We start from the raw sequence: 24,333 nt of genomic DNA, 5'->3' as shown, positions 1-24,333 counted from the left end.
ATTGGCAGTTGATTGGACAATTTCGATAGCAATGGGCTGGGCTTGATCCCGATTTCCCTGAACACCGTGATGGGCAAAGGGAACATGGCTAGGATCAGCAATATTTTCCACTAAGGTTTGCCAATCATAGTCCAAGTCACGCACCATCGAAGACCAAACAAACCCTTTACTGGCATCAACTTGGGGCGATAGGGGGCGAGGAGTAGCCGCCGCTAGTTCTGGGGAATTGGCATCGAGCCAAACCCAAAGTAAATCATTTTCCTGGCAACAGGGAAGAGTTTGTACACAGATATTATCTTGATTGTTGGTCACAATTTGGGGAGTTTCGGCTTGGGGAATATGAGTACAAATTCCTTGAGAATTAAATTGCCAACCATGGTAACTGCATACCAAGTTCCCTGTCTTTTCATCAACACGCCCTTCGCTTAAGGGTGCTAACCGATGAGGACATTGAACCCTACAGATAATTAATATTATCTTTATGAATGACTCTGAATTGAGTTGGTAACTCGTGGAGGTATTCACTCCCTAATTTTGATTGAGTTAACTCAACTATTCAGTTTCCACGAAAACGGTAACGGCGGCAACAGCAATTAGCATTTCGTCATTTTTATCATTGAGTTCAGGAATGGCTCGACCTTGAACCACCATTCCCCCGGATTTTATGGTGAGTGATTTTTGCCCAAAGGGTAACACGGCGAGAACCTCTTCCTGTCGCACTTGATCCGGATAAGGTACGGCGACTTGCACCTCTACAATCATTTGATTGGGATCGCTCAAACCCGCAACTTCCCAGACACCGGGTAAAGCGTTATGCGCGATCGCATTCCGCACAGCCCTAGATGCAGCTACAGTGGGTTCTTGTCCATGTTGGTCTACCCCCATACCCATTTCAATAATTAAGCGTTTGCGAGTCATAGTGCTTTCTTGATTACCTCAACGTTGAACCGCGATCGGATCTAACTTTAACAGTTGGCGCGTTTCATCGGCGGCTTCCTGCATCAACCTGGTTATCTCATTATTATCAACTCGTTGAGCAAGGGCGGTTCTGGTAATTAATTTACTCAGATATTTCTGTAAGATAAAAGAGGCTTGATCATACTGAGGAAGGGGAGGACGCAATATTGAATTTTTGACTGCCTCTTTCAAGGACGGTAAATAGGGATATTTAGCGGTAATTTCTGGGTCATCAAATAACGCTTCTCGACTGGGTAAATATCCTTTCTCTAAAATCAACTTTTTCTGAGCCGCTTGACTGGTAAAATATTGAATCGCTTTCCAGGCTTTATCTTGATGTTTTGAATTCTTCGCTATGCCTAAACCCCAACTCCCATTACAGGCACTTGGGCGTAAACTATTATTAGTTGAATTGCTTGAAAGATTCAAGACTTGTACGCCGATATTAGCGGGATCAGTAAATTGGTTCCATACATAGGGCCACTGGCGCAGGAATATCGTATTCTGATCTTGGTTAAATGTTTCCAATGATTCCTGTTCGCTGTATAAGATAACTTCTGGCGACGAAATATTATCTCGAATGGTATTGAGTAAAAACTGGACAGCTTGTTCAGCCGCAGGTTGATCCAATCCCACCTCTAAACTTTCCGGCTTAATCCAGAATCCGCTATAGCTTTCTAATACCTCGACAAAGGTAGCCACCAATCCTTCATACCGCCATCCCTGCCATAAATAAACGCCTTGAGAGTTCCCTTGATTTTTCCAGTTTTTAGCAAGGGCTGTCAATTGTTGTAAGGTGGCAGGTGGCTGAGTATTCCCCAGTAAATTTTTGCGGTAGTAGAGGAGACCAATATCTGAACGCAAAGGCATCCGATAGAGCTTACCCTTATATTCTCCTGCATCAATCGCACTTGGTAAAAATCCTTCGTTTATGAGGGTATCTTTAGCCGTCCATTCATATAGATTAACCAGACACCCCTTGGCAGCAAACTCCGGCATCCAGATAATATCTGTATAGACTAAATCATAAAGTGAATTTCCCGCTTGACACTCGCGAACAAAATCCTCCTTCAGCCGATAGGTTATGTCACCTGCTAGGTTAGTTCTCGTTCTCAAATTAATCCGAATTTTGGGATATTGTTGGTGAAAATCCGTGATTAACGACTGCCAAGCCGAGGCTTCATCCGCCGGAACAAATAAGGTTAAATTCGTGGGGGGCCAGGAGACATAGATGAGGACTAAGAGTAAAACTTGGATAACGGCAACGAATACCCAGATGGAACGGGAATTAAGTCGTCGGATAAATTGCCCCAGTCTTTTCACAATCTGCTTAGTTTTCATAAAACCCACCTACGACTAGAATGTCCGTGTGAACAGAACGGTTTGTGATCATGAATTAAGCAATAAGCTGTTAGGGATTTAAATTGAAAATGGGTAGCGAATCAGATGCTCAATGCAGTGAGCAAGATGCTCAATGCAGTGAGCAAGATGCTCACTCTACAACAATGATTTCATCATGATTAACATTAAGGTTTAAATGCCAAACAGCTTAGATAACTCAAATAAATCCATTAATTTAAAACTAAAATCTATGCCATCAAACGACGTGAATCGTCAAAACTCACAACGGTTTATAAGACAAGGGATCATTTAGTCCGAGTTCAGCAAAAGCAGCAAGCCGTAAGCGACAAGAATCACAGACACCACAAGCCACCTCATCCCCAGCATAGCAAGACCAAGTTTCGTGCCAAGGCACTCCCAGTTTATTGCCTAACTCGATAATTTCTGTTTTTTTTAGCTGAATTAGCGGGGTGATAATTTGAATCGGTTCTCCCTCGCGCCCCTGTTTTGTGCCTAGGCGAAAGACTTCCTGCATGGCTTGGATATAATCAGGACGGCAATCGGGGTAACCGGAATAATCTAACGCATTAACACCCAGATAGAGGGCAGTAGCCCCGATCGCTTCTGCGTAGGATAGCCCAAAACTGAGAAAAATGGTATTACGTGCGGGGACGTAAGTAATGGGAATACTCTGGGACATCTGCTGGAGCGATCGCGTCTGGGGCAAATCAAGGGTATCATCCGTTAAGGCTGAACCTCCCCACTGGCTTAAGTCAAAGCGTACCACCTGATGGTATTTGACACCTGCACCTTTAGCAATTGCGATCGCGGATTCGAGTTCCCGTTGATGTCGCTGTTGATAATCAAAGGATATCGCATAACACTCATAGCCCTCTGCCTTAGCTTGATAGAGAACTGTAGACGAATCCAATCCACCGGACAATAAAACTACAGCTTTCGACATCTTTACCCCCGTCATCTGTTATTTGTCATTTGTCATTTGTGATAATTGAACGGTTAGGTGGGGGCGGGTTTAGTTATATCAGGGTGCAAAGCAAACGTTAGCGGTAAAACCCGCCCCTCCAGCTCCCCCAGCTTCCTCATCTCCCCCAGCTCCCCCAGCTTCCTCATCTCCCCCAGCTCCCCCAGCTCCCCCAGCTCCCCCTCTTCCCCTCTGCCCAAAATGGACAACCCAAAAACTGACACATTTACCTACACCTAAAGTAACCGTAAACCCACAATGAAAACAGAATAGCCGTCCGAAAGACTTCCGTTATCTGGCAAATTGGGGCAATCTTTGGAATTCTTCACATTTAAAGGTGCTGTGGTACTATCTGGATGGTTTAAGGCGGCTCAACATAAGTAAAGTGACTTAGTTCCCGTGGTGGAGGAGCATATAAGAGTGCAAGATAGCATGTATCAAAGACATCTGGATACTCATGTCCAACGTAGCCTGCCGCAGCCAATCCGAATTGGCGTGATTGGCGTTGGTAACATGGGACAGCATCATGCCCGCGTTTTGAGTCTTTTGAAAGACGTGGAAATGGTAGGCGTATCAGACATTAACGTAGAACGGGGTTTGGACACGGCAAGTAAATACCGTGTCCGCTTCTTTGAGGATTATCGCGATTTACTCCCTTATGTGGATGCGGTTTGTATTGCCGTACCCACCCGACTACATTATGAAGTGGGAATGACCTGTTTGCGATCAGGGGTTCATGCCTTAATCGAAAAACCCATTGCTGCCAGTATCGCTGAGGCAGAATCCCTAGTCAACGCTGCTGCTGAGTATCAATGTATTCTGCAAGTGGGTCACATTGAACGGTTTAATCCCGCCTTTCAAGAACTCAGCAAAGTCCTGAAGACGGAGAAATTGCTGGCACTAGAGGCGCATCGCATGAGTCCCTATTCCCACAGAGCCAATGATGTATCTGTGGTTCTGGATTTAATGATCCACGATATTGACCTGCTGATGGAATTAGCGGATGCGCCCGTGATCCAATTGACGGCTAGTGGTAGCCATGCCTCGGAGTCGGGGTATTTAGATTATGTCACGGCTAATTTAGTCTTTGCCAATGGCATTGTGGCAACGCTTACTTCAAGTAAAGTGACCCATCGTAAAATCCGTCGCATTGCTGCCCATTGTAAAAATTCCCTCACAGAAGCCGATTTTCTCAATAACGAAATTCTGATTCATCGGCAGACAACGGCAAATTGCCAGACGGATTATGGTCAGGTTCTCTATCGCCAGGATGGGTTAATTGAAAAGGTTTACACCAGTAATATCGAACCGCTTTACGCCGAGTTAGAACATTTTGTCAACTGCGTGCGGGGTGGCAATCAACCCTCTGTCGGCGGTGAACAGGCGCTGAAAGCCCTGCGTTTAGCCAGTTTGGTTGAACAGATGGCTTTGGATGGTCAAGTTTGGCATCATTTAGACCGAGAGACTCATGAATTCAAGTCTCCAATGATTGCGGTGTCTTAAGTGGAATGGTACTGAATTAAGGCTGGTGGGTTTCGACTTCGCTCAACCCGCTCGACTGCGCTCAACCCACCCTACTGGTGTGACCCACCTAAAATAGGATTTTGTTTGTAGTGAGAACTTTAGTTCTCTAACGCCTATCTGGAGAGGGCTGAGATTCCCTCACTACGAACCCAATCTATTGCACCAAATTAGCTGGGTCAAGCCACTACGGTATAATACGGGTTTCGGCGATTTCAAATGGCTTATTTTAGTGTCATTTGTCTGTGGTTTTGACTATTGACAAATGACGCTCAAGCGATCGCGCAATTACTTCACTCACCTGCTGATTACCCTGGGGACTTAAATGGATGTGATCCCGATACCAGGTTTCCGGGGTTGGCGCGTTGTTGAACAGGGGTAAACCGTCGATATAGGGAATTTGCTGGTCTTCGGTAAACCCTTTCAGGCGATTTCGGGCTTTGATTTCATAATCACGGGGTCCGGGTTCGCCAATTTCTCGTAATAGGGGGGTCATGACTAGCAGAAACTCCGCCCCTGCCTCCTGAGAGAGCCTGTAAGCGTGACCAATGGCATCTAAGTTAAACCCCACGCGATCGCCTTTTTCCGCCCGGACAGCCGCCATTTCGGGGGGAGATTCGTAGGGCAAAAAACGGTTCATTGCCTCAATCAGGGCTAACGGGGGTCGATGACTGGGGTAATTGCGATCGCGTCCCACGGGGATCGGGGTGGGGGCTGTGGCAAAGAGATCATCGGTATTAATCACCAAGACGACAGCTTGGGCGTTGAACGTGCCAAACTTTTGCAGATATGCCAATTCATTCCGAGGTCCCCAGGAGTTGGCGGAGGCGTTGAGAACTTCGATTTGCTCAAACGCATTCTGGGACTTGAACGGTGTCAATTGAGTGGCAAGCTGCGCTGAAAGGGTTTCGTCTTGGTCGGTCCACCAGCCGCCATTCACGATAGAATCACCTAGTAGTAAAACCCGCAGCGTAGAGGGCGATCGCTCGGCTGTAATCGCATCACTCCGCATGGAATAGGCGTTAATGGCAATCCGATTACCCATGCGAGTCGTTTTTTGGTTGGGGGCTAATAAATAGCCAATTTGCTCATCGGCTATATAAATTGGCGGTTTCCCCAAGCCAAAGAATAAACGCAAGCCAATTTCTACGATCACCACCAATCCCAGCAAGACTCCGAGAATGATTAATAACGCTTTCACCCAATCCTCTCCTTTGATGGACAATGACCACTATTCACCCTAATTTAGCCTGAGTAGGGTGTAGGGGCACGATATTATCCATCCGTGTCAACTACAGGCGAGAAAACCAATGCTGGCAAGGTTTTAAACCGTGTCTATCTACTCATCAACATTTCCCCCTCATCCCCTAACCCCTTCTCCCACTGTGGGGAGAAGGAGGATCGGATGCTCTTGCCCCCCTCTCCCGTGCAAAAAAAGCGAAGCATCCTTTAGTCTCCCCCTTTTTAAGGGGGACGGAAGGGGGATCGAAAAAGGGGGGAACGAGGGGGCTGACAGGTGTAGGTTTTTTATTTTATGGTTGGGACAAGACAAGGAGGACAAGGAAGGAAAGAAGACAAGGGGGAAAAACCGTACAGAATTAGGTTCGGTCAAACTAACTTCTAAAAGCCGAAACGCCCTATTTTTCGTTCAACGGTACTGTTGCCTGTTGCCTGTTCCCTCGCCTCACCCCAACACTTATTCAGCAACCCCTAAATGAAATTGTGTGATCAAAACCGTCAAGGCAGGATATATTCAAGTTGGGAAATCCCTTCAATCAGAATAGGAGTGTGTAACAGGATATGTCAGACCTAAATCGTGGCATCATGAAGTTTAAGGGAGCAGATAGTCCTCTGGCGATCGTGATTTCGACGGTGTTAGTTCTGGGGGGTATTGCGTTCCTACTGTGGTGGGCATTACAGACGGCTTACAATGTGGGTTAATTGTTTAATCATTTGGCAGCAGGAGTAGGACAGGGATCACCTCAAGTCCTACTCTTGAGCGTCCCTCGTCATTCGTCCTACTCGCGCAAGCGAGAAGCAAGTGAGAAGCAAGTGAGAAGCAAGCTATGTCCTTTGTAAGGGTTTGCGGCTTGTTTACACAACTTAGTACAGTGCTGTTTTATTTTGTCCGACGACTTAAAACTTTCTGCCTTCTACCTCGTGCCATTCCTCCTTCCCGATTTCTCCTAAGGGTTTGGTAAGATAGCCTTCGCCAAAATTTCGCCATTTTAGCATGATCGCCTTACCAATCCCGATTTATCTACTTTCGACGTCAGACATCGGTCCTCTTTTGGGCAATGTTTGGCTTGATATTGCCGTATTGATTGTGATGTTCGTGCTGTCGGGTATGTTTTCGGGTTCAGAGACAGCAATCACGGCATTAGATAATCTTAAACTGAGAGCGTTGATTAAAGACCAAGGTGATCCCAGTGGTATCTTTCGCCTGGTTTTGGAGAAGCGATCGCGCTTTATTACGACGCTGCTGGTGGGAAATAATTTAGTCAATAATTTTTCAGCAATTCTCACCAGTAATCTGTTTGCCTTGTGGCTGGGAAATGCTGGCTTAGGAATCGCTACAGCTATTGTCACGTTTATTGTCTTAATTTTTGGCGAAATTACCCCCAAATCTTTGGCAATTAATAATGTCTTGCCTGTGTTTCAGGCTGTGGTTCGCCCGATCTATTGGCTCTCGCGATTTTTATCCTTTTTTGGCATTATTTCTTTTTTGGAAACCATTGCCCAGGCAGCGATTCGCTTTTTTCAGGGGGGGATTGTCCAAGAGGGCGAATCGGTACGGGATCTGAAGTTAATGATTGAGGTGTTAGGGGGGAAAGGCATTCTTGATTTGGATAAGCATCAATTGTTGAGTAAAGCATTGATGTTAGATAATTTAAGCGCTCGTGATGTGGTGAAACCTCGAATTGAAATGCGGACAATTTCCCACGAGGAAACCTTGCAAAATTTAGTTAATTTTTGTTTAGAAACTGGATATTCTCGGATTCCGGTTCAGGAAGAATCCAAAGATGAAATTGTCGGCATCGTTCACCTGAAGAAAGCGCTTCAGTATTTAAGAGTCGCCCAACCAGAAGAAGGGGATATTTCAGTAACGGCGGCGATGGACCCACCGATTTATGTGCCAGAAACCAATCGAGTAGCGAATTTACTCAAGGATATGTTACGACAGCGTTTTCATATTGCCATCATCGTGGATGAATACGGCGGTACGGTGGGATTGGTGACATTAGAAGACATTTTAGAGGAACTGGTGGGTGAAATTTACGATGAGAGCGATCGCCTGGTTCCAAATCGTTCTAGAACCTAAGTTGTCAGTTGTCATTTGTCCTTGGTCATTCGTAAAGGGTTGAGGGCGATTTCGCTGACTTTTCACGGCATATAATGATTTTGACTGAACGTTTTTTCTAGTCAGATATGGTGTGTAAAGGTGTAGGGGCGGGTTTCACAACTAGCTCTTTGGTTGCATCCAGATGTGACTAAACCCGCCCCGATATTCAGGTTTTGTGATGTCCCGTGAAAAGTTAGGACTATTGATGCATCGATTCAAGAGGTTATCGTGCAATGGATAAGTTAACTCAATATCGTGATTGGATTCAACGAGTTTTAGAAAAATATAGTCAAGTTAAACCTGCCAATGGAGAAATTGAGGTCTATAAATTCTTTGATCATCAAGATGACCACTATCAGGTTTTTCATGCAGGCTGGAATCAATATCGTCGAGTGTTTGGTCCACTGATCCATATTGATATTATTGATGGTAAGATTTGGATTCAATATGATGGAACAGAGGTGGGTGTGGCGAATGAATTAGTGGACTTCGGTGTACCTAAGCACGATATTGTACTCGCTTATCATGCTCCCATAATGCGCCAGTATGATGGGTTTGCGGTTGGGTAATTTTTGGGCAAAAATAGGTTGAGGTTGCTTACTATCTTAAACGCGATCGCATCCCTAAAGATGTAGGGGCGGGTTTAGGGATTAAATGAGTAGACAAACCTCAAACTGAACAACAAAACCCGCCCTGTTATAGCAATCGCCATAGCGGTTAGGACGCATCATTTGGTAGGCACGCCGAAAAGTTAATGGCGCAAATCGTCATTTGTCATTTGTCCTTTTTAAGGGGAAAGAGGTCTATTTAGGGTCTGCTGAATAAGTCGAAGAAACACAACTGATGGATTAAGTAGTTATATAATACGACAGCGAACTTAAGTTATTGTTGTTAACGATTCGCTTAATTATAAGGTTTAATAATGAATTGACGCCGAAAAAGACTTGATTGTGGAATATATATAAAAAAGACAAAAAACCTGCCTGAGCAGGGCAGACAGATTCATGACGAGGAAAGTAATGGCAATAGCTGTTTCGGACGTATGAGGTAGTTTAGCCATGACGCGACTTAGGCTATATCTACGTTTTGATATGCCAAATTTTCCTTCAATATTATTGCGAATTCTCTCGTCTTCTTGAGCTTGTTTCTTTAATTCTTGACTGACATTGGCTTTCGGTCTTCCTAAGGGAGGGCCACTGATTCTAATTCCTTTTTCTTTACAGAAGGATCGATTGGCTCGACTGCGATAGATTTTATCTACATGAACGGATTCTGGATAGAATCCTGTGTAGTTATAATAAGCTTCTATTTGAGCTTTTAAATCGACAGATTCATTAAAGTTATCCCAACTGATACGGTCTAAAAATACGTATCCATCTCTTACACTTGCCGATATTTTAGCTCCAAATTCTACGGCAACTCCCGCTTTGCCTCTAACTATTGGACGGATATGGGCTTGACTCACATTTACTATTCTATGCTCAATTCTATGAACTTTATTATTGTACATCCATTCTTGCTGACGATAGATTTCGCTAACTACCAACAGGCTCTTATATTCAGTACGACTCAATGCCCCAAGACTAGACCCTGCCTTAACTAGCGCGTCTATACTCCCCAAGTTTCTCTTTATGTATTGCAGTTGTTTTTTTATTGCTTTTCTTATTTCTTTTCTTGTTTGTCTCTTTTTCTTTGCTACTTTTAAGTAATTCTTTCTGGCTCTATTTCTATAAGTTTTTGGTTTTTTATTTAGTTGATCCTTCAGGGGTTCATATAGACTGTCTATTATTTTTTCGGTTTTGACCCTAGCTTTATTTAATATCCCCAAATCATTGGGATAACTTATATCTCCTGGCACACAGCTTGCATCAACTATTAGTTGTCCTTTATTGGCTGACTCTCTTCTTTCTTGACTTTGGATTTCGGCACTTTTTTTTTAGCTTCTTCATCCGTCTCTGATTGACTTTTCTTCACCATTTTCTCATTTATTCGGTTGACTAGATTCACATTTATCCTTTCCCGGAATCTGGCCAATAGTGATGAGTCATAAGGAGCTTCGCTGCTGTAATGCCTTTGACCTATAAAGTATTGTAAGTAAGGGTTTTCTTTGATTTGTTCGACTGTCTCTCTATCACTTATTCCTAGTTTTTCTTTGATTATTAATGAACCCAGTGCTACCCTAAATGGTAGCGCTGGCGCTCCCATTTCCGCAGAAAAATTTTGGGCATATTCTTCTTCAAATTCCTCCCAAGGTACTAAAGAAGCCATGATTACCCAGCGGTTATCCTGTGATAACTTTCCTTCAAATGGTAGTTCAAAATCTTCGGCTTCCCTGGGGGCGTTCTCAACTTTTCGGTACATCTACCTGATCATGATGCAAGGATTTTGAGCAATTTTACCAGATTCATGAGCACCAAGTCAACTGTAAATACGGATCAAAGCATTGATGGTTAAGGGTTTCGGTCTTGTGCAGCAAGCCCTATTTACAGAACTGGTGGATAGAGCGTTTTCAAATCTTAGTGACTCGTCGCCGGAAATTCCATCGGACGCCAATTGCCGGAAAAGATGAAACTTGCCCAATAATAAGGATGCTGATACTTAGAATCCTTCAACATCTGCCGTTTGATTTGCTGTAGCGCTATTGAACGTCCTTCGGGAGCATGTCAGGTTTGCACGCGAGGAGCTGAAGGGGAGGAATGAAAACAACAGAAAAAGTTAGCCGAGAGTATCCGTTAACTTGAATGGCGAACCTTGTCGGGACTTCATTGTAGGTAGTGTTAAGCTGATGGGTTGGTGATCGCGCCACTAGGCGTCAAGAAGCGAAAAGCCATGTCAGGAGTTGATTATAGCGTCAAGTTAATGGGTTGGTGATCGCGCCACCAGGCGTCAAGAAGCGAAAAGCCATGTCAGGAGTTGATTGTAGCGTCAATCCTCATAGATCTGACTTTCCGATGACACCTGAAAAAGAGCAAGCTTTAAAAGATTATATCAAAGGGATTGCCCAAATCCTTTATGAAGAAACATCACCTGAGCAGTGTAAGGACGCGAGAAAGTATTGAAGCAACTGTACATCATCAGGTAAACGAATATGTCAGTCCACAAATCGGATTTTTTTTATCCAACAAGCAACTGGAATCCGTGCCGGAAGAATCCGGACATTGAAAAGTTGGATAGGAGAACTCCAGATGACAGACAAACAAGCTAAAAGATTAGGAGTTAAACCTTACACACAAATCAGTCCCTATCTGGAAAAATGTTGTTTGATAGTCAGCGCTAATGTCTCTTATCAAAATACCACAAAGGATGTCAAATACTTGACAGGAATTGACATCTCATCCAAGACGCAGCAGCGAATAGTACATCGACAAGAATTCAAGTTGCCCATTCAAGATAAACCGATTCAAGAATTGAGCGTGGATGGGGAAAAAATTCGTTTAAGAACACCACCATCTGAACCTTGTATCTGGCGAGATTACAAAGGTATAAGGATTCATGAACAAGTAACAGAAGCTTTCTTTCAAGATTCTCTTGCGTTTAGTGAACTGGGTGAATGAACAACCATTAGCATCGCCAGTTACTTGCATTGGGGATGGACACGATGGGATTTGGAAGATTATCCATCAAATTGGTGACTCAAAGACTCGAAGAGAGATTTTAGATTGGTTTCATTTGAAAGAAAATCTGTATAAAGTTGGTGGCTCTAAAAAACGATTAAAGAAAGCCGAATCTCTTTTGTGGAAAGGAAAAGTTAAGGAAACGATTGAATTATTTGTTGGGTTGAGCGCCAAGCAAGCTGGAAATTTTTGTGACTATATAAAAAAGCATCGTTATCGCATTATTAATTACTCCTATTATTCGTCAGAACAAATTTGCTCGGTGGCATCGGGGGCAGTCGAGTCAGCCGTCAAACAAATTGATCGGCGCACAAAAATTAGTGGAGCGCAGTGGAATCAGGAGAATGTGCCTCAAATTTTAGCTCATCGCTGCGCTTATCTGAATAATATGATTTAAAGCTGTTTCACGTTTTTTTGCTGCCAAAAACAGAAACATTCTAGTCATAAATATTTGATGACTTCCCGGGTAATGGTTAATTTTAAAGCCGTCAATCTTTGTGTGCTTATAAAAACTAGAAGGGTAACAATAAGCCTTTCCTTCGTGCTTGGCTGGGGTGTCAGATTGAATCAAAAACGCCAAAAAAAACAAAAGATCAAGAATCAGTTAACAGACACTCTTGACTAACTTTTTCTGTTGTTTTCATTCCTCCCCTTCAGCTCCTCGCGTGCAAACCTGACATGCTCCCATTTAAACAAGACTTACACAGGTACATTATATAGCAACCGCCATAGCGGTTAGGACACATCATTTATGTAGAGACGCGCCATGGCGCGTCTGGAACAATGGTGCCGAAAGTCCTAATCGATGTGTCTACTGCTATACAGCGCTTTGCGCTGTAATAAAGTACAGTAAGTAGATCAAAGTCCCCCTTTTTAAGGGGGATTTAGGGGGATCGACAATGTACCGCATAGCAGAGCAAACTGCTGTATATGGTGGCAATGGTGCGTTACGCTACCCTAAAATGGTGCGTTACGCTACGCTAACGCACCCTACTGGCGTGACTATTGGTTAAGGTGCGTTACGCTACGCTAACGCACCCTACGGTTAAACGGCGGTTTCTTCTGACAACTGCACTTCTGGTTTCGGTAAATCTTGTGCGGGAATCGTTTCTACCCGTTGGGTCAAAAATGCCGCAATCACCATAAATACACCGCCAATCACTACTGCGAAAAGGCGATTATTATCCAGAAAGTTATCCATCACCCAACCAAACCCCAGGGATACGGCAATCTGAGGGAGGACAATAAAGAAGTTAAAAATGCCCATGAAAATGCCCGTGCGCTTGGGAGGTAAACCACCAATTAACATCGAATAGGGCAGAGTCAAAATACTTGCCCAAGCAATACCAACGCCTACCATCGATAGGAATAGCCAATATTGATTGTCAATCACCATGAGTGACATAAACCCTGCCCCCCCGCAGAGGAGACAAAAACTATGGGTGATTTGGCGATTGGTAATTTGTGCCATTCTCGGTAATAACCACGAGAGGCTATATGAGAGCGGGTTAAGCTGTCACGCATTTAACTTGGGTATTAGCAGCGAGCAAGATTTAATCATCTGTCAGTAATCGTTCCAACAAACTTGGTGCAACCCAAAAGCCCACTTCTCGCAACTGTTCAAAAGTTATCTCTAAATTTAGTAAGCCAGACCTAGCAGCATCTTTCAAAATACCCAAAAGTCCAATAATTCTTAATCCGCGTTTCAACGCAATTCGTCTTGCTGCTTTATCATCCAAAATAACCAGATTAGCTTTAAGTTCTTCTGCTAGTAAAATTGCCTCTCGTTCACCCGGATCAAGTTTTTCCAGTTCAATACCTTGAGAAGTTTTGAGTAGCTGTATCTGAAGCCAGTTGGGAGGATGAGTTATCCAACGTTTCACTACAGGAGGTGACTCAGACGCACTCAGTTCATCCGCAACAGTCTGAGGAATCGTGACAACATTGTACAGGACTGGTAATATTTCAATTTGGTTAATTAGCAACAAATAACAAATTGGAGAAGTGTCAGAGACAACAATCATTTAGATCTGAACTCCTTAAGAGTTTGAAGATCCTGTTCTAATTCAGATTCGTCATAGTTCAGATAAACTCCCATCCGCTTCAAAAAGGCGTGAGTTTCAAGACGAGATGGTAACTGGAGTATTTGACGCACTTCAGCCGTGTTTATTTTGCCACAGTGGTAAGCATCAGCAATAATAAATTCTAGCAGCCGACGGGAGAGACTCCCCTTTGTTTGGTCGAGTCGTTGGGCAATTTCATCAGGAATTTCAATGGTGATTTGCATATTCTATTTAGCTAATCGGTGTAAGTAGGTAGGGATAATTAAAGTTAACGGTAGGGATCGTCATTCGTCATTCGTCATTCGTCTTACTCGCCTTGCGAGATGCTGAGGAAGGGTACATTGTCCCTGATTCGGTGATGCGATGCTTTTGATTTATGTCTAGGTACTGAGCCAAATTGACTGACTCAAACCGATAGCCAGAAAACCGAAGACTTGACCCCTTTCTCAGTTAAATAATACCACCTTATCTATTGGTTAAGGTGCGTTACGCTACGCTAACGCACCCTACGGTATATCTGTTCTAGGGGCTTGGTTTCCAAGCCCCTACGGTTAAACGGCTGTTTCTTCTGACAACTGCACTTCTGGTTTCGGTAAATCTTGTGCGGGAATCGTTTCTACCCGTTGGGTCAAAAATGCCGCAATCACCATAAACACACCGCCAATCACTACGGCTAAGAGGCGATTATTATCCAGAAAGTTATCCATCACCCAACCAAACCCCAGGGATACGGCAATCTGAGGTAGGACAATAAAGAAGTTAAAAATGCCCATGAAAATACCTGTGCGCTTGGGAGGTAAACCGCCAATTAACATCGAATAGGGCAGAGTCAAAATACTTGCCCAAGCAATACCAACGCCTACCATCGCCAGGAATAGCCAATATTGATTGTCAATCACCATTAATGACATAAACCCGGCACCCCCGCAGAGGAGACAAAAACTATGGGTGATTTGGCGATTAGTAATTTGTGCCATTCTCGGTAATAACAACGAGACGCCAAAACACACCGCATTATAGAAAGCAATGCAAATTCCTGCCCATTCAATCCCGTCGTTATAAAGTAATGATTGCTGGTTTGTCGCCCCAAAAATATTCCAGGCGACGGCGGGGGGAAAGTATAGGAAGAAACAGAACATTCCTAACCAAGTAAAGCACTGCACCCACGCTAATTGTTTCATCACCGGGGGTATCTCTTGCAGCGCGATCCAGGCTTCGCGGATACTATTAATTACACCGCCTTTTTTCTCTTGCTGTTTCTCAAAGGCTTCTAGATTTTTGGGTGGATATTCTTCTGTGGATAAAACTGTCCACAGTACCGTACCCAAGAAAAAGGCAGCACCAATATAAAAGGAGAGTTCCACGGTTAAGGGAATTGCCCCTTTATTGCTACTGAGGGAAGGAATATGAAAGATGTTATTTAAAATCCAGGGTAATGCTGACGCACTCACTGCGCCTAAGCCAATAAACAGACTCTGCATGGCAAATCCCATCGTCCGTTGGTTTCTCGGCACTAAATCCCCGACAAACGCCCGAAACGGTTCCATGCTAATGTTGACGGAGGTATCTAGAATCCAGAGTAATCCCGCTGCCATCCACAATGCCGATGAATGAGGCATGGCAATCAGCGCCAGGGTACTCAAAATCGCCCCAACTAAAAAATATGGTCGTCGCCTACCCAGAGATCCCCAGGTATTATCGCTCATATTGCCAATAATCGGCTGCACGATTAACCCTGTCAGGGGGGCGGCTAACCAGAGAATCGGGATTTGATGGGCATTGGCACCCAGATACTCGAAAATGGCGCTCATATTTGCCATTTGGAGTCCCCAGCCAAATTGAATGCCGAAGAATCCAACGCTCATATTCCAGAGCTGCCAAAAATTTAATGGTTGTTTTTTCATGACAAATCAGTTGTCTGACGACAATCGGCGATCGCTCATCATCATCTGTTCGGGTTCATCACCCTGTATAGCCCGATCGCCGTTGATCATTATCGGCTTTCTACAGGAACCTCGAACGATGAGGGTAATTTTCTAGCCAGCCGATACTTATCCGTTTCTCGCAGGCGCTGACTCAAAAATCGACAAATCTCTAATACAATATGAGGACGTTGGGTAATCAAACTAATAAAACGGTTTTTCTCTAACTTGAGCAAGGTACAATCCTTCACCGCGATCGCACCATCCCAGTGCGGCGCATTATCAAATAACGTCACCTCCCCAAAATGCTGCCCTGCTGATAAGTATTTCAGATCACATTGCACCTCGTCCATATCCTTGACCAAACGGACACTTCCTTCCCCAATAATATAGAAGTGGTTGCCCCAACTCCCTTCAGTATAAATGGTTTCACCCGCCAGAACATGCTCTTGTTCTAGGGTTTGGTCGATCAGAAGCAGTTCATCGAGGGATAAATTTTTGAACAGAGCAACATTTTTGAGTAAAAGTAGACGACTCATAAAGAAATCCTTGAGTGACGGCTGCTGATCAAGGGGCTGGAAAATTTGCTGGACAACGGCTTTAACTAAAGGGTCTGGATCTTTCATTAAAGCAGAAGGCACCCCGGCTAAGGCAATCAACGCACCAATCTTAATCCAGCGATCGCGCGATTCTAGGGCTTCGAGGAGTAGCTGATATCCCTTGGTTCGCATCCACTGAGAATTAACCCGAATCCGAGTTCCAGGTTGATCATCACTAATCAATTGTTCCAAAACAGGCATCAGGGGAAGCACAAAGCGGCGATGACTCAGCGACGCCAAGGTTTCAATCGCATTCGCTAAATCCCTAGAATCTGTGGAATAGAGCAGCCGTTGCACCACATTAACAGTACGGGAATGACCCAGACAGGAGAGAATATACAAAACACGCTGAATCAGCCGTTGATGATAATCCGCGATCGCAATTGCCAGAGGTTGCCAACTGGGATTATTCGGGGGAATCTGTTGTTGCCATTGACGGCTGTGTGTTACCTGCTGAAAATCTGGACTCAGATACTCGAACAGAATATCACTCGCCTGTTTCGTCCGCACTTGACCAATTGCAGCGATCGCCGCATTGACAATATCTGGATTAGACGAGGATAAACTATCTTGGGCTAACGTCAATCCCGGTTCACCATACATCGCCAGCGCCACCGCCGCACAACGGCGCACTTGGGGATGAGGATCGCCTAAACCAATTGCCACATAGCGCAACATCCCTTTACAGCGCGTAATCCCCAACAAATTAAACGCCGCCGCCCGTACCAACGGATCAGGGTGTTCTAATTCCGAGACAGCCAATTCCGCCAGTTCCCAATCCCCCGGATGCGCCAAGGTTGCCAAGGTTTCTAGTCCCCCCCGTTTCACCTCAGAGGTAGCATGGGTGAGAATCTGTTTCAGGAGGGGAATTAAGTCTGGATTCCCACTACAAGACACCACCCGCACAATTGCCTGTCCTGTGGTACTCTCTAAATCCGATTGCCATAACTGTTCGCAGGTGGTTTGAATTTGGGGATTATTAATCACTCCCATTTGAGTTGCTGCGACTGAAGCTAAGAGGCTAACTTCCTGACTGATATCCCCCAAGCGAGAGCGGAGTTGCTCCTGTTCCAAGGGCTGCTGATTGGCAATTAACACCTCTAACGCCGTGGCTCGCACCTGGGGATTTGGGGCGTCTAACAGCCGTTCAAACTGATGGATGGTATCTAAATCTGATTTATGGCTAAACAGCTTGACAATCCCGCGCCGGATACCCGGATCGGTTTCCGGTAACAGGGGCTGCACATCGGCGAAAAATTGACTCGGTTGTCCCAAACCTGCGGCTAATTCTAAGCCTTTAATTTGCGTGTACCGTTCATCACTGGTGAGCAAATCATGGATCATCGGACTAGATTGGAGTGGTAATTGCATCAATCCCTCACCAATTTCATCCAGATTCACCGCATCGGAGCGTAACATAACTTCTAAGCATTGGACATAGCTATTGCCCATAAACAAGCGTACCATCAGCAATAGCACCGTTAAACTAATGCCAATCCAGATAATTTGCTCTAGGGTGAGAAAGGATTGAACAACCCACAACAGCCCCCCAGCCAAGGTCAACCCGATCGCATAAAATAAACCATCACTGAGCGATCGCACTCGCCCCATAAATTCTGGAGGTACGGCATTATAGTTTAATTGATGGACGGGTAAGTTAATCCCTTTATACAATCCATCACTATTCACATTCGCCGCGATCGCCGCTTTTAAATTAAAGTTAAACGCCAATCCCAGTAAACTGGCTAAGGTTGTCACCGGATAAACCAGATTCATCCGCCCCACGCCTAATCGTTGCAACAGAGGGCGAGTGAAACAGTAGAGAATCACCATCTGTAGGATACTATTCGCCACTCTCAGCAATCCCAGAAAACTGGTTAATTCTCTGTCATTGGTGAAGGTTTGGGCATAAATGCTTAAATATTCAAACTCTGACGTAATATAGATAATCACTAACAGAAAGCTGCTACTCGCCAAAAATAGGATAATTGGGTAGCGCTTGACTAAATCAGGAAACGTCCTTAACGCTTCCACCAGGTTTACCGGGGTTTGACTCCGATTTGTCTCGATGCGCCGTTGAGAGCGTTCCAGATAAATCAGTTGCGCGATCGCCACCGCACAGACAAACGGCAAACTCAGCAGCATATCTTCCGTGGTGAAAAACTGGGACAGCAAACTGGTCAAACCGCCGCCCAACAGGATACCCACCGCCTGAGCCATCCCCATAAATGGCGCATAACGCTTGTACTCCAACGCTGTGAAATAATCCATTAACAGGTTGGGCAATAAGATATTGTTATACAAATCCCATTGGAAGAAAATAGCGATAAAGATAAGATAATAGACCCATAATGTATCCAAAGTGATCAACAGTCGCATTCCCAGCGCCATAGCGATGGCAAAAACCAACATATAGCGGAAAAGCTGGGGACGACTAAAACGGTCAATCACTTGGGAAAACACCGCATAAGCGGGCATCGAGACTAACCCAATCAGCACATAAAACAGGGGCAGATTCTCTGAACCCGCATGACTCAGAAACAGGGAATTGGCGATCGTCATCGCCAAAATGTTATAGGTGAGAATCGTCACCCCCAGAAATAATAAATGAGCCAGCCGTTGTACTTTCCAAATCGAAAGACCACAACGTTGCTCAATAAATTGACTTAGCATGGGTGTTCGGGTTAAGAATATTGCATTATCCAGTTAAGTCTCGTCAGGATTTGATCTAGTTTTACATAACGTAACATAATTAGGGAAACAAACGCTGCTTACCCAATTCAATTGTTGAAGCGGATAACCAGAGGCAGAATCAGCTCAAGAATCACCCGGTTAAAACGCGGGTGAGTGTCAAAAGCATTAGGGAATCGCCGAAACCTTTGATATACCGTAGGGTGGGTTTCGACTTCGCTCAACCCACGACTTCGCAAGAGCCCACCAGCATACCAGTCAGTGGCATTCGACTTAAGTTTCTAGCGAAGACAGCGTAACTACAAACATAAGGTTCTGTGAATAGTATCAAAGCTATGTTCAGTCAATTAGGGCTATTTAAAATTTGTTTCATCGGGATTTCTTCACTTCTGTTGATTACACCAACAGCAACGGCTCAACGCAATTCTGCACCAATACCGTCCTTAGTTCCTCTAGAAACAGAATTCTTAGAACCCGATACTATCCTACCCCCCAACATAGTTACAGCAAATACAATATCCCAGCAAAACATTACAATTCCTAGCCTTTGGTGGGCAGAAGAGCAGTTTGATGAATTTGGCGGTAAACTGCTCGTGAACTGGCTCGCTTACCAAGATAAACAACGGGTTGATTTGGTGGTTAGCCGTCAACCTTGGACACTGCTCAACTATTTAGAACGATACAGCTTTATTAATCATTTCGGAACGGTTGCTAGAGACTATAACTACAATGTCAGAGTCTTCAATGACCGAGCCGAACCCTTAGCTACCTATACTTGTGATTATACGACTTCAGGGCTACCCTCTTGTGAGGTCTTGATATTTGAGGGTTTGGGACCTGCGGGTTTACCTGTGCAACGAATTCCGTGAATGGGAAATTAGGAAGATGAGGGAGATGAGGAAGATCAGATTGATGCGATATCGAGTCAAGTCTTATGATTATCTGGTTACTCGATAGTTCTCAAAAGATAGTCAATGGCAAACAATGGGCTTTTTGTTGGCATGGTAACATTAGATCTGGTTTACCTTAGCCCTAAGCTACCTGGTCAAAATGAAAAAATTGCCGCTTCTGACTATACCGTGGCGGCTGGGGGTCCAGCGACAAACGCGGCGGTTACGTTTAGTTATTTAGGCGATCGCGCGACAATCTTAGGGGTAGTGGGAACTCACCCGATCACACCCCTGATCCGTTCCGATTTGCAAGATCAGGGGGTAACTATTGCGGATTTAGATCCGACAGCAACCAATCCTCCACCGATTTCTTCAATTATTGTCACCCAAGAGACGGGCGATCGCGCGGTGGTTTCGATTAATGCAGCGAAGATTCAAGCAGGGGTTGAGCAAGTACCGCCGGATATTGACCAAGATATTACGATTGTGATGATTGATGGTCATCAAATGGAAGTGAGTCGTGCGATCGCGCAATCGGCAAAATCCCGTCAGATTCCAGTTGTCCTCGATGGGGGGAGTTGGAAACCTGGATTAGAAAATCTTTTGCCCTTCGTCAATTATGCCGTTTGCTCGGCGAATTTTTATCCCCCAGATTGTGATACTCACCAAGACGCGATCGCTTATCTTCGCGCCGCTGGAATTCCCCACATTGCAATTACCCATGGGGAAAAACCAATTGAGTATTTCTCCAGTGGAACATCGGGTCAATTATCAGTACCTTGTGTTGATGCGGTTGATACATTGGGAGCTGGTGATGTTTTTCATGGGGCATTCTGTCACTCTATCCTTAAGCATACCTTTACTGATGCCCTAGCCGCTTCAGCAAACGTTGCTGCCCATTCTTGTCAATTTTTTGGCACTCGCCAGTGGATGGCGTCTAATGGTTCAGCGTGAAGTTAGCGATTTGTAAAGGTGACTCTGAACAAGAACAACACGGCTGTGCTGAAATCTCATTAACCATTTGCATTCGTCCCTTGCGAAACGCCCGCAGCAGTCTATCAATGGATTCTCTCTCTTCCTGTGTGATCGAGTCTTCTAAGATGGCTGCCATGAGTCCATATCGATCAGCTAGTGTAATTTTGCCTGAACAACTGACTTGAGCAAATAAATCCGCGATCGCACCCGGTATAAGTTGGACTTGAAGTTTCATGTTACTCCGCATAAATTCAACCCTTATACTATGAGATAGTTACTCTCGTTTTAAAGTGATTGACATTTTATCTGATTAGTGATAATCATCAAATATTAAGGTAATTCAAGTCTCCTTAGTAACGTGACTACGTTCGGATTTTAGTGTAACCAAAATGCTATAACTTTGTGATTAAAATTTGTTTAATTGAGTGAGATAGATCACAAACTTTTCAAGGGTAACTGTAAGATAAAATCCAGCTTGACTGGCAACAGGAACCTATAAATTAGGAGCTGATGAATAAGTGTTGTGGTGAGGGGGAGCGGGGGAAGCGGGGGAAGCTGGGGAAGCTGGGGGAGCAAGGGTACATTTTTCCTGAGCAAGGTGATGCCATACATTTAAAGAATACTACCCGATTTCCTTGAATCTAACCCTCTGTCAATAAAGCTCAAAGTATTGATGGGCTTTGCGGTTTTGGCTTTGTGCAGCAAGCCCTAAATTAAGAGACGTTCCTTAACATTAAGAAACGTCTCCACGGGTGAGGGGAACCATTTAAAATTTTCTAAGATATGTATCTTAGTTAGACAATTAAGTGAGAGTAAGGACTATCACGAAATTTTTGAAAGTTCATTGACGATCTGCATACGTCCACGACAGATTGCATGGAGTAACCTATCGATGGAATTTCTTTCTTCTTCGGTAAGACTATCCTCCAATAAAGCTGCCATGAGTCCATATCGGTCTGCCAGAGTAATTTTCCCACACATACTAACTTGGGCAAATAAATCGGCGATCGCGCCGGGTAAAAGTTTAACGGGGACTTGCATAGGACAAGTCAGAACTCAACATTACCTAGTATAAATAATCTGGTCAAGGAATACCGTGATGCTAGACAGAAACGTCTGTGATATCGTTCAACTTGAAATGTGATTCAAGTCTTATTGAACAGTGATACAAGTCAGCTTGTTATAATGAGATAGTTGTTAGAGTATTCTGACAATTATAAGATTTACTAAATCAATTTTGTAGAGAATTTTAGATTTTTCAGTCAATCCCGACATCCGCCCGGAGTTCAAACTCCGGGCTAATAGCTTAAGTCCATTAAAATGGACTAAAACGCTTCTTCAGTCATGGTGAGAATAAACTGAACGATATTACGTTAGGTAAAGTTAGACCCTTACCAATGACATAAGACATAAGACATAAGACATAAGACATCAGCTCAAAACGTGCCAAACCTTGATCGTTTTATCAGAACTGCAACTGGCGATTGTTTTACCATCTCGGCTCAACGCCACGGAAATAACCGAGCTAGAATGACCCCTTAAAGTGTGGATTTCTTCGCCTGTTTTCAGATGCCAAACCTTAACCGTATTATCAGAACTGCCACTAACTAACATTTGTCCCGCTGGACTGACAGCAACCGATAAGACGGAATCTTCATGACCTGTAATTGTGCGGATTTCTTCCCCGGTTTTCAGATTCCAAACTTTAATTGTATCGTCATATCCCCCACTCACGACTGTTTGTCCATCGGGATTAATTGCCACCGACAACACTGAATTTCTATGCCCAGTTAAGGTGCGGATTTCTTTCCCCGTTTTCAGATTCCAAACTTTAATCGTATCATCAGAACTGCCACTGACTAGATTCTGTCCATCTGGACTAATCGCCACTGACAATACGGCGTCTTTATGACCAAATAAGGTGCGGATCTCATAGCCGGTGATCAAATCCCACAGCTTAATGGTACCGTCAGAACTGGCACTGGCTACGGTTTTACGATTTGGGCTAATCGCTACCGATAACACTGAGTCCAAATGTTCATCAGCCGTCATTATTTCTGTGCCAGTGTTTAAGTTCCACATTTTCAGAGTATTATCAGCACTGCCACTGACTAAGGTTTTACCATCCGGACTAATGGCAACAGAAACAACGGAGTCGGTATGTCCGGCAAGTGTGTGAATGATCTCCCTAGTTTGGAGATTCCACACTTTAATCATATTGTCATAACCGCCGCTAACTAAGGTTTCGCCGTCTGGACTAATGGCAACCGATAATACCGAGTCAGAAAAATCATTGAGCGTGAATTGATGTTCAATTAATTCATAATTTAAAACGGCGACCTCTAGGGGAGGTAATGGTGTTGACTCTTGATGACTTTCGGTGTTTAGTGTGGGTAAGGGCTGATCCAGTTGCGGCAGCAGTTGTTGGAGTTGCTCCTGTAAATCCTGCCGTTCCTGTTGTGCCTGCTGAAGCTGCTGTTCAATCTGGGCTAACTGTTCTTTCAGGGGAGAAAGGGTTTGCCAAACCCCTTGGGAAAATGACCATTTCGCCCACATCTGTCTCGCCCAATCTAATTGAACGGACTGCTGCTGCCAAAATTCTGAGGGTACAGACTGCGCCAAGGCAGGTGGATAGGGGGTCAAATCCCACCCACAGACAGAGCAACGATGCACATTACCTGGGATATATTGGGTTTGACAAACAGGACATTCAGACATGGTTATCCTCTGTGATATAAATTACAGGCGTTGACACTGGATAACGACTATAACCGCTTACAATAGAAAAGCCAGGGTTTTCAGGAGAAATAACAGCGCCAAAGCTGACCAAAAGCTTAAAGTTAGAGAAACCTCCAGCACCGAATTGGCGGGCGAGTCGATCGCTCTCCCCTCAAGTCTCTAGAATTTTAGCGGCTGTAGGTTAGTTTAAATTAAGCAATGTCTGGAGGGAGGTTGCTAGGATATGACCGAGGTGCTGATTGAGTATGCTGGAGCTGAGTTTGAACCAAGCGTTGCAGATCCTCTCGACGCACCTCGGTTCCGGCTGTTAAATTACCAGGTGTATCAAAGAAAACGGTGCTATTTACCGTGTCAAGGGCTAACATCTGGAACAAAATGTGAGTGACTGGCACGGGCATCGCGATGATTTGAGGGTCCCAATTGGATTGAAAATCAGCCGCGTCTTTGAGTGTAGGAAAAGCATAGACAACATTTTTTTCGACCTCAGGCTGGGCACGATTACTCAGGGTCGTTACCACCCAACCTTGATCTAGGGTTTGGAGAATATGATAGTCCGAGTGGTGTAACTGACTGGCAAGCGTGGTTAGGACAGGGGCAATCGCCTCAACCATTTTCGGCGTCGTCCCGTCAGCCGGGGCATTGTCAATCAGAGCTTGAATTTGTTGGGTTAAATCCATCGAGCGATCCTCTTTTCGA

20 protein-coding genes and 3 pseudogenes are annotated in these 24,333 nt (G+C 44.5%); 7 read left to right on the top strand and 16 right to left on the bottom strand.

Annotated elements, in window-relative coordinates:
- From MC7420_RS23170 to queC, 4 genes and pseudogenes are all read right to left on the bottom strand, one after another.
- A pseudogene (locus MC7420_RS23170) lies at positions 1-453 on the bottom strand (Rieske 2Fe-2S domain-containing protein); the annotation flags it as partial.
- Between the two features lie 99 nt (positions 454-552).
- The gene (locus MC7420_RS23165; RefSeq protein ID WP_006103413.1) at positions 553-918 is read right to left on the bottom strand and encodes a Lin0512 family protein; all 366 of its coding nucleotides are present in this window, start codon (positions 916-918) and stop codon (positions 553-555) included.
- 18 nt (positions 919-936) lie between these two features.
- The gene (locus tag MC7420_RS23160) at positions 937-2,298 is read right to left on the bottom strand and encodes an extracellular solute-binding protein (RefSeq protein WP_006103385.1); all 1,362 of its coding nucleotides are present in this window, start codon (positions 2,296-2,298) and stop codon (positions 937-939) included.
- Between the two features lie 280 nt (positions 2,299-2,578).
- Positions 2,579-3,277, bottom strand: a complete 699-nt coding sequence (gene queC / locus MC7420_RS23155; protein WP_006103429.1) for a 7-cyano-7-deazaguanine synthase QueC — start codon at positions 3,275-3,277, stop codon at positions 2,579-2,581.
- Between the two features lie 435 nt (positions 3,278-3,712).
- Here queC and MC7420_RS23145 point away from each other — a divergent pair, with 435 nt between their 5' ends.
- Complete coding sequence (locus MC7420_RS23145) at positions 3,713-4,783, top strand: Gfo/Idh/MocA family protein (RefSeq protein WP_006103470.1); 1,071 nt, start codon at positions 3,713-3,715, stop codon at positions 4,781-4,783.
- A 253-nt stretch (positions 4,784-5,036) separates the two neighbouring features.
- On the opposite strand, the gene MC7420_RS23140 is transcribed toward MC7420_RS23145, so the two are convergent.
- Positions 5,037-6,026 (bottom strand): SGNH/GDSL hydrolase family protein, encoded by a 990-nt coding sequence (locus MC7420_RS23140; protein ID WP_006103389.1) that lies wholly within the window; start codon positions 6,024-6,026, stop codon positions 5,037-5,039.
- A 575-nt stretch (positions 6,027-6,601) separates the two neighbouring features.
- Here MC7420_RS23140 and MC7420_RS41780 point away from each other — a divergent pair.
- The 3 genes from MC7420_RS41780 (at position 6,602) to MC7420_RS23125 (ending at position 8,713) form a co-directional block, all read left to right on the top strand.
- Positions 6,602-6,742, top strand: coding sequence for a hypothetical protein (locus MC7420_RS41780; protein WP_044209156.1), 141 nt, complete (start codon positions 6,602-6,604; stop codon positions 6,740-6,742).
- A gap of 292 nt (positions 6,743-7,034) precedes the next feature.
- Positions 7,035-8,123, top strand: coding sequence for a hemolysin family protein (locus tag MC7420_RS23130; protein WP_006103495.1), 1,089 nt, complete (start codon positions 7,035-7,037; stop codon positions 8,121-8,123).
- Positions 8,124-8,377: 254 nt separating this feature from the next.
- Complete coding sequence (locus MC7420_RS23125; RefSeq protein WP_006103506.1) at positions 8,378-8,713, top strand: XisI protein; 336 nt, start codon at positions 8,378-8,380, stop codon at positions 8,711-8,713.
- Positions 8,714-9,060: 347 nt separating this feature from the next.
- Here the strand turns inward: MC7420_RS23125 and MC7420_RS23120 are convergent.
- A protein-coding gene (locus MC7420_RS23120; protein WP_390434657.1) for an IS5-like element ISMich1 family transposase occupies positions 9,061-10,505 on the bottom strand; the annotation gives its coding sequence in 2 pieces (ribosomal slippage) (positions 9,061-10,062 and positions 10,065-10,505; 1,443 coding nt in all).
- A gap of 155 nt (positions 10,506-10,660) precedes the next feature.
- A pseudogene (locus MC7420_RS40240) lies at positions 10,661-10,789 on the bottom strand (CHAT domain-containing protein); the annotation flags it as partial.
- Between the two features lie 306 nt (positions 10,790-11,095).
- Here MC7420_RS40240 and MC7420_RS38410 point away from each other — a divergent pair.
- Positions 11,096-12,155 (top strand): annotated as a pseudogene (locus tag MC7420_RS38410) (ISKra4 family transposase).
- A 648-nt stretch (positions 12,156-12,803) separates the two neighbouring features.
- Here MC7420_RS38410 and MC7420_RS23100 read toward each other — a convergent pair.
- The 5 genes from MC7420_RS23100 to MC7420_RS23080 form a co-directional block, all read right to left on the bottom strand.
- Entirely contained in the window at positions 12,804-13,229 is a 426-nt protein-coding gene (locus MC7420_RS23100; RefSeq protein WP_006103509.1) for a hypothetical protein, read from the bottom strand.
- 82 nt (positions 13,230-13,311) lie between these two features.
- Positions 13,312-13,782, bottom strand: a complete 471-nt coding sequence (locus MC7420_RS23095; RefSeq protein ID WP_006103499.1) for a hypothetical protein — start codon at positions 13,780-13,782, stop codon at positions 13,312-13,314.
- Entirely contained in the window at positions 13,779-14,045 is a 267-nt protein-coding gene (locus MC7420_RS23090) for a UPF0175 family protein (RefSeq protein WP_006103353.1), read from the bottom strand. Before MC7420_RS23090 ends, MC7420_RS23095 begins: the two co-directional genes overlap by 4 nt.
- A gap of 327 nt (positions 14,046-14,372) precedes the next feature.
- A complete protein-coding gene (locus MC7420_RS23085; protein ID WP_006103397.1) occupies positions 14,373-15,725 on the bottom strand; it encodes an MFS transporter in 1,353 nt (450 codons plus the stop codon).
- Between the two features lie 89 nt (positions 15,726-15,814).
- Entirely contained in the window at positions 15,815-19,015 is a 3,201-nt protein-coding gene (locus MC7420_RS23080; RefSeq protein WP_006103400.1) for a cyclic nucleotide-binding domain-containing protein, read from the bottom strand.
- 353 nt (positions 19,016-19,368) lie between these two features.
- On the opposite strand from MC7420_RS23080, the gene MC7420_RS23075 reads away from it, so the two are divergent.
- Together MC7420_RS23075 and MC7420_RS23070 are read left to right on the top strand one after the other, a co-directional pair.
- Positions 19,369-19,902 (top strand): hypothetical protein, encoded by a 534-nt coding sequence (locus tag MC7420_RS23075; RefSeq protein ID WP_006103372.1) that lies wholly within the window; start codon positions 19,369-19,371, stop codon positions 19,900-19,902.
- Positions 19,903-20,007: 105 nt separating this feature from the next.
- Positions 20,008-20,877, top strand: coding sequence for a sugar kinase (locus MC7420_RS23070; protein WP_006103338.1), 870 nt, complete (start codon positions 20,008-20,010; stop codon positions 20,875-20,877).
- On the opposite strand, the gene MC7420_RS23065 is transcribed toward MC7420_RS23070, so the two are convergent.
- The 4 genes from MC7420_RS23065 to MC7420_RS23050 form a co-directional block, all read right to left on the bottom strand.
- On the bottom strand, positions 20,861-21,133 hold the full coding sequence (locus MC7420_RS23065) for a hypothetical protein (protein ID WP_232231767.1): 273 nt from the start codon (positions 21,131-21,133) through the stop codon (positions 20,861-20,863). The genes MC7420_RS23070 and MC7420_RS23065 overlap by 17 nt on opposite strands.
- Positions 21,134-21,720: 587 nt before the next feature.
- A complete protein-coding gene (locus tag MC7420_RS23060; protein WP_006103512.1) occupies positions 21,721-21,939 on the bottom strand; it encodes a hypothetical protein in 219 nt (72 codons plus the stop codon).
- A 390-nt stretch (positions 21,940-22,329) separates the two neighbouring features.
- The gene (locus tag MC7420_RS23055) at positions 22,330-23,616 is read right to left on the bottom strand and encodes a WD40 repeat domain-containing protein (RefSeq protein WP_006103382.1); all 1,287 of its coding nucleotides are present in this window, start codon (positions 23,614-23,616) and stop codon (positions 22,330-22,332) included.
- 212 nt (positions 23,617-23,828) lie between these two features.
- The gene (locus tag MC7420_RS23050; RefSeq protein ID WP_006103441.1) at positions 23,829-24,314 is read right to left on the bottom strand and encodes a hypothetical protein; all 486 of its coding nucleotides are present in this window, start codon (positions 24,312-24,314) and stop codon (positions 23,829-23,831) included.
- Positions 24,315-24,333: the final 19 nt, after the last annotated feature.

This window comes from Coleofasciculus chthonoplastes PCC 7420 (assembly GCF_000155555.1).
In the GTDB taxonomy this organism is placed as follows: Bacteria; Cyanobacteriota; Cyanobacteriia; order Cyanobacteriales; family Coleofasciculaceae; genus Coleofasciculus; species Coleofasciculus chthonoplastes_A.
Note: the sequence above shows the minus strand (reverse complement) of the source record. Positions and strands in the feature narration are given on the sequence as shown.

Coding starts and splice junctions, on each gene's coding strand:
- MC7420_RS23125 (WP_006103506.1), top strand. CDS start 8,378: ATGGATAAGTTAACTCAATATCGTGATTGGATTCAACGAGTTTTAGAA.
- MC7420_RS23160 (WP_006103385.1), bottom strand. CDS start 2,298: ATGAAAACTAAGCAGATTGTGAAAAGACTGGGGCAATTTATCCGACGA.
- MC7420_RS23085 (WP_006103397.1), bottom strand. CDS start 15,725: ATGAAAAAACAACCATTAAATTTTTGGCAGCTCTGGAATATGAGCGTT.
- queC (WP_006103429.1), bottom strand. CDS start 3,277: ATGACGGGGGTAAAGATGTCGAAAGCTGTAGTTTTATTGTCCGGTGGA.
- MC7420_RS23075 (WP_006103372.1), top strand. CDS start 19,369: ATGTTCAGTCAATTAGGGCTATTTAAAATTTGTTTCATCGGGATTTCT.
- MC7420_RS23055 (WP_006103382.1), bottom strand. CDS start 23,616: ATGTCTGAATGTCCTGTTTGTCAAACCCAATATATCCCAGGTAATGTG.
- MC7420_RS23070 (WP_006103338.1), top strand. CDS start 20,008: ATGGCAAACAATGGGCTTTTTGTTGGCATGGTAACATTAGATCTGGTT.
- MC7420_RS23165 (WP_006103413.1), bottom strand. CDS start 918: ATGACTCGCAAACGCTTAATTATTGAAATGGGTATGGGGGTAGACCAA.
- MC7420_RS23130 (WP_006103495.1), top strand. CDS start 7,035: ATGATCGCCTTACCAATCCCGATTTATCTACTTTCGACGTCAGACATC.
- MC7420_RS23060 (WP_006103512.1), bottom strand. CDS start 21,939: ATGCAAGTCCCCGTTAAACTTTTACCCGGCGCGATCGCCGATTTATTT.
- MC7420_RS23050 (WP_006103441.1), bottom strand. CDS start 24,314: ATGGATTTAACCCAACAAATTCAAGCTCTGATTGACAATGCCCCGGCT.
- MC7420_RS23090 (WP_006103353.1), bottom strand. CDS start 14,045: ATGCAAATCACCATTGAAATTCCTGATGAAATTGCCCAACGACTCGAC.
- MC7420_RS41780 (WP_044209156.1), top strand. CDS start 6,602: ATGTCAGACCTAAATCGTGGCATCATGAAGTTTAAGGGAGCAGATAGT.
- MC7420_RS23080 (WP_006103400.1), bottom strand. CDS start 19,015: ATGCTAAGTCAATTTATTGAGCAACGTTGTGGTCTTTCGATTTGGAAA.
- MC7420_RS23065 (WP_232231767.1), bottom strand. CDS start 21,133: ATGAAACTTCAAGTCCAACTTATACCGGGTGCGATCGCGGATTTATTT.
- MC7420_RS23095 (WP_006103499.1), bottom strand. CDS start 13,782: ATGATTGTTGTCTCTGACACTTCTCCAATTTGTTATTTGTTGCTAATT.
- MC7420_RS23100 (WP_006103509.1), bottom strand. CDS start 13,229: ATGGCACAAATTACCAATCGCCAAATCACCCATAGTTTTTGTCTCCTC.
- MC7420_RS23145 (WP_006103470.1), top strand. CDS start 3,713: ATGTATCAAAGACATCTGGATACTCATGTCCAACGTAGCCTGCCGCAG.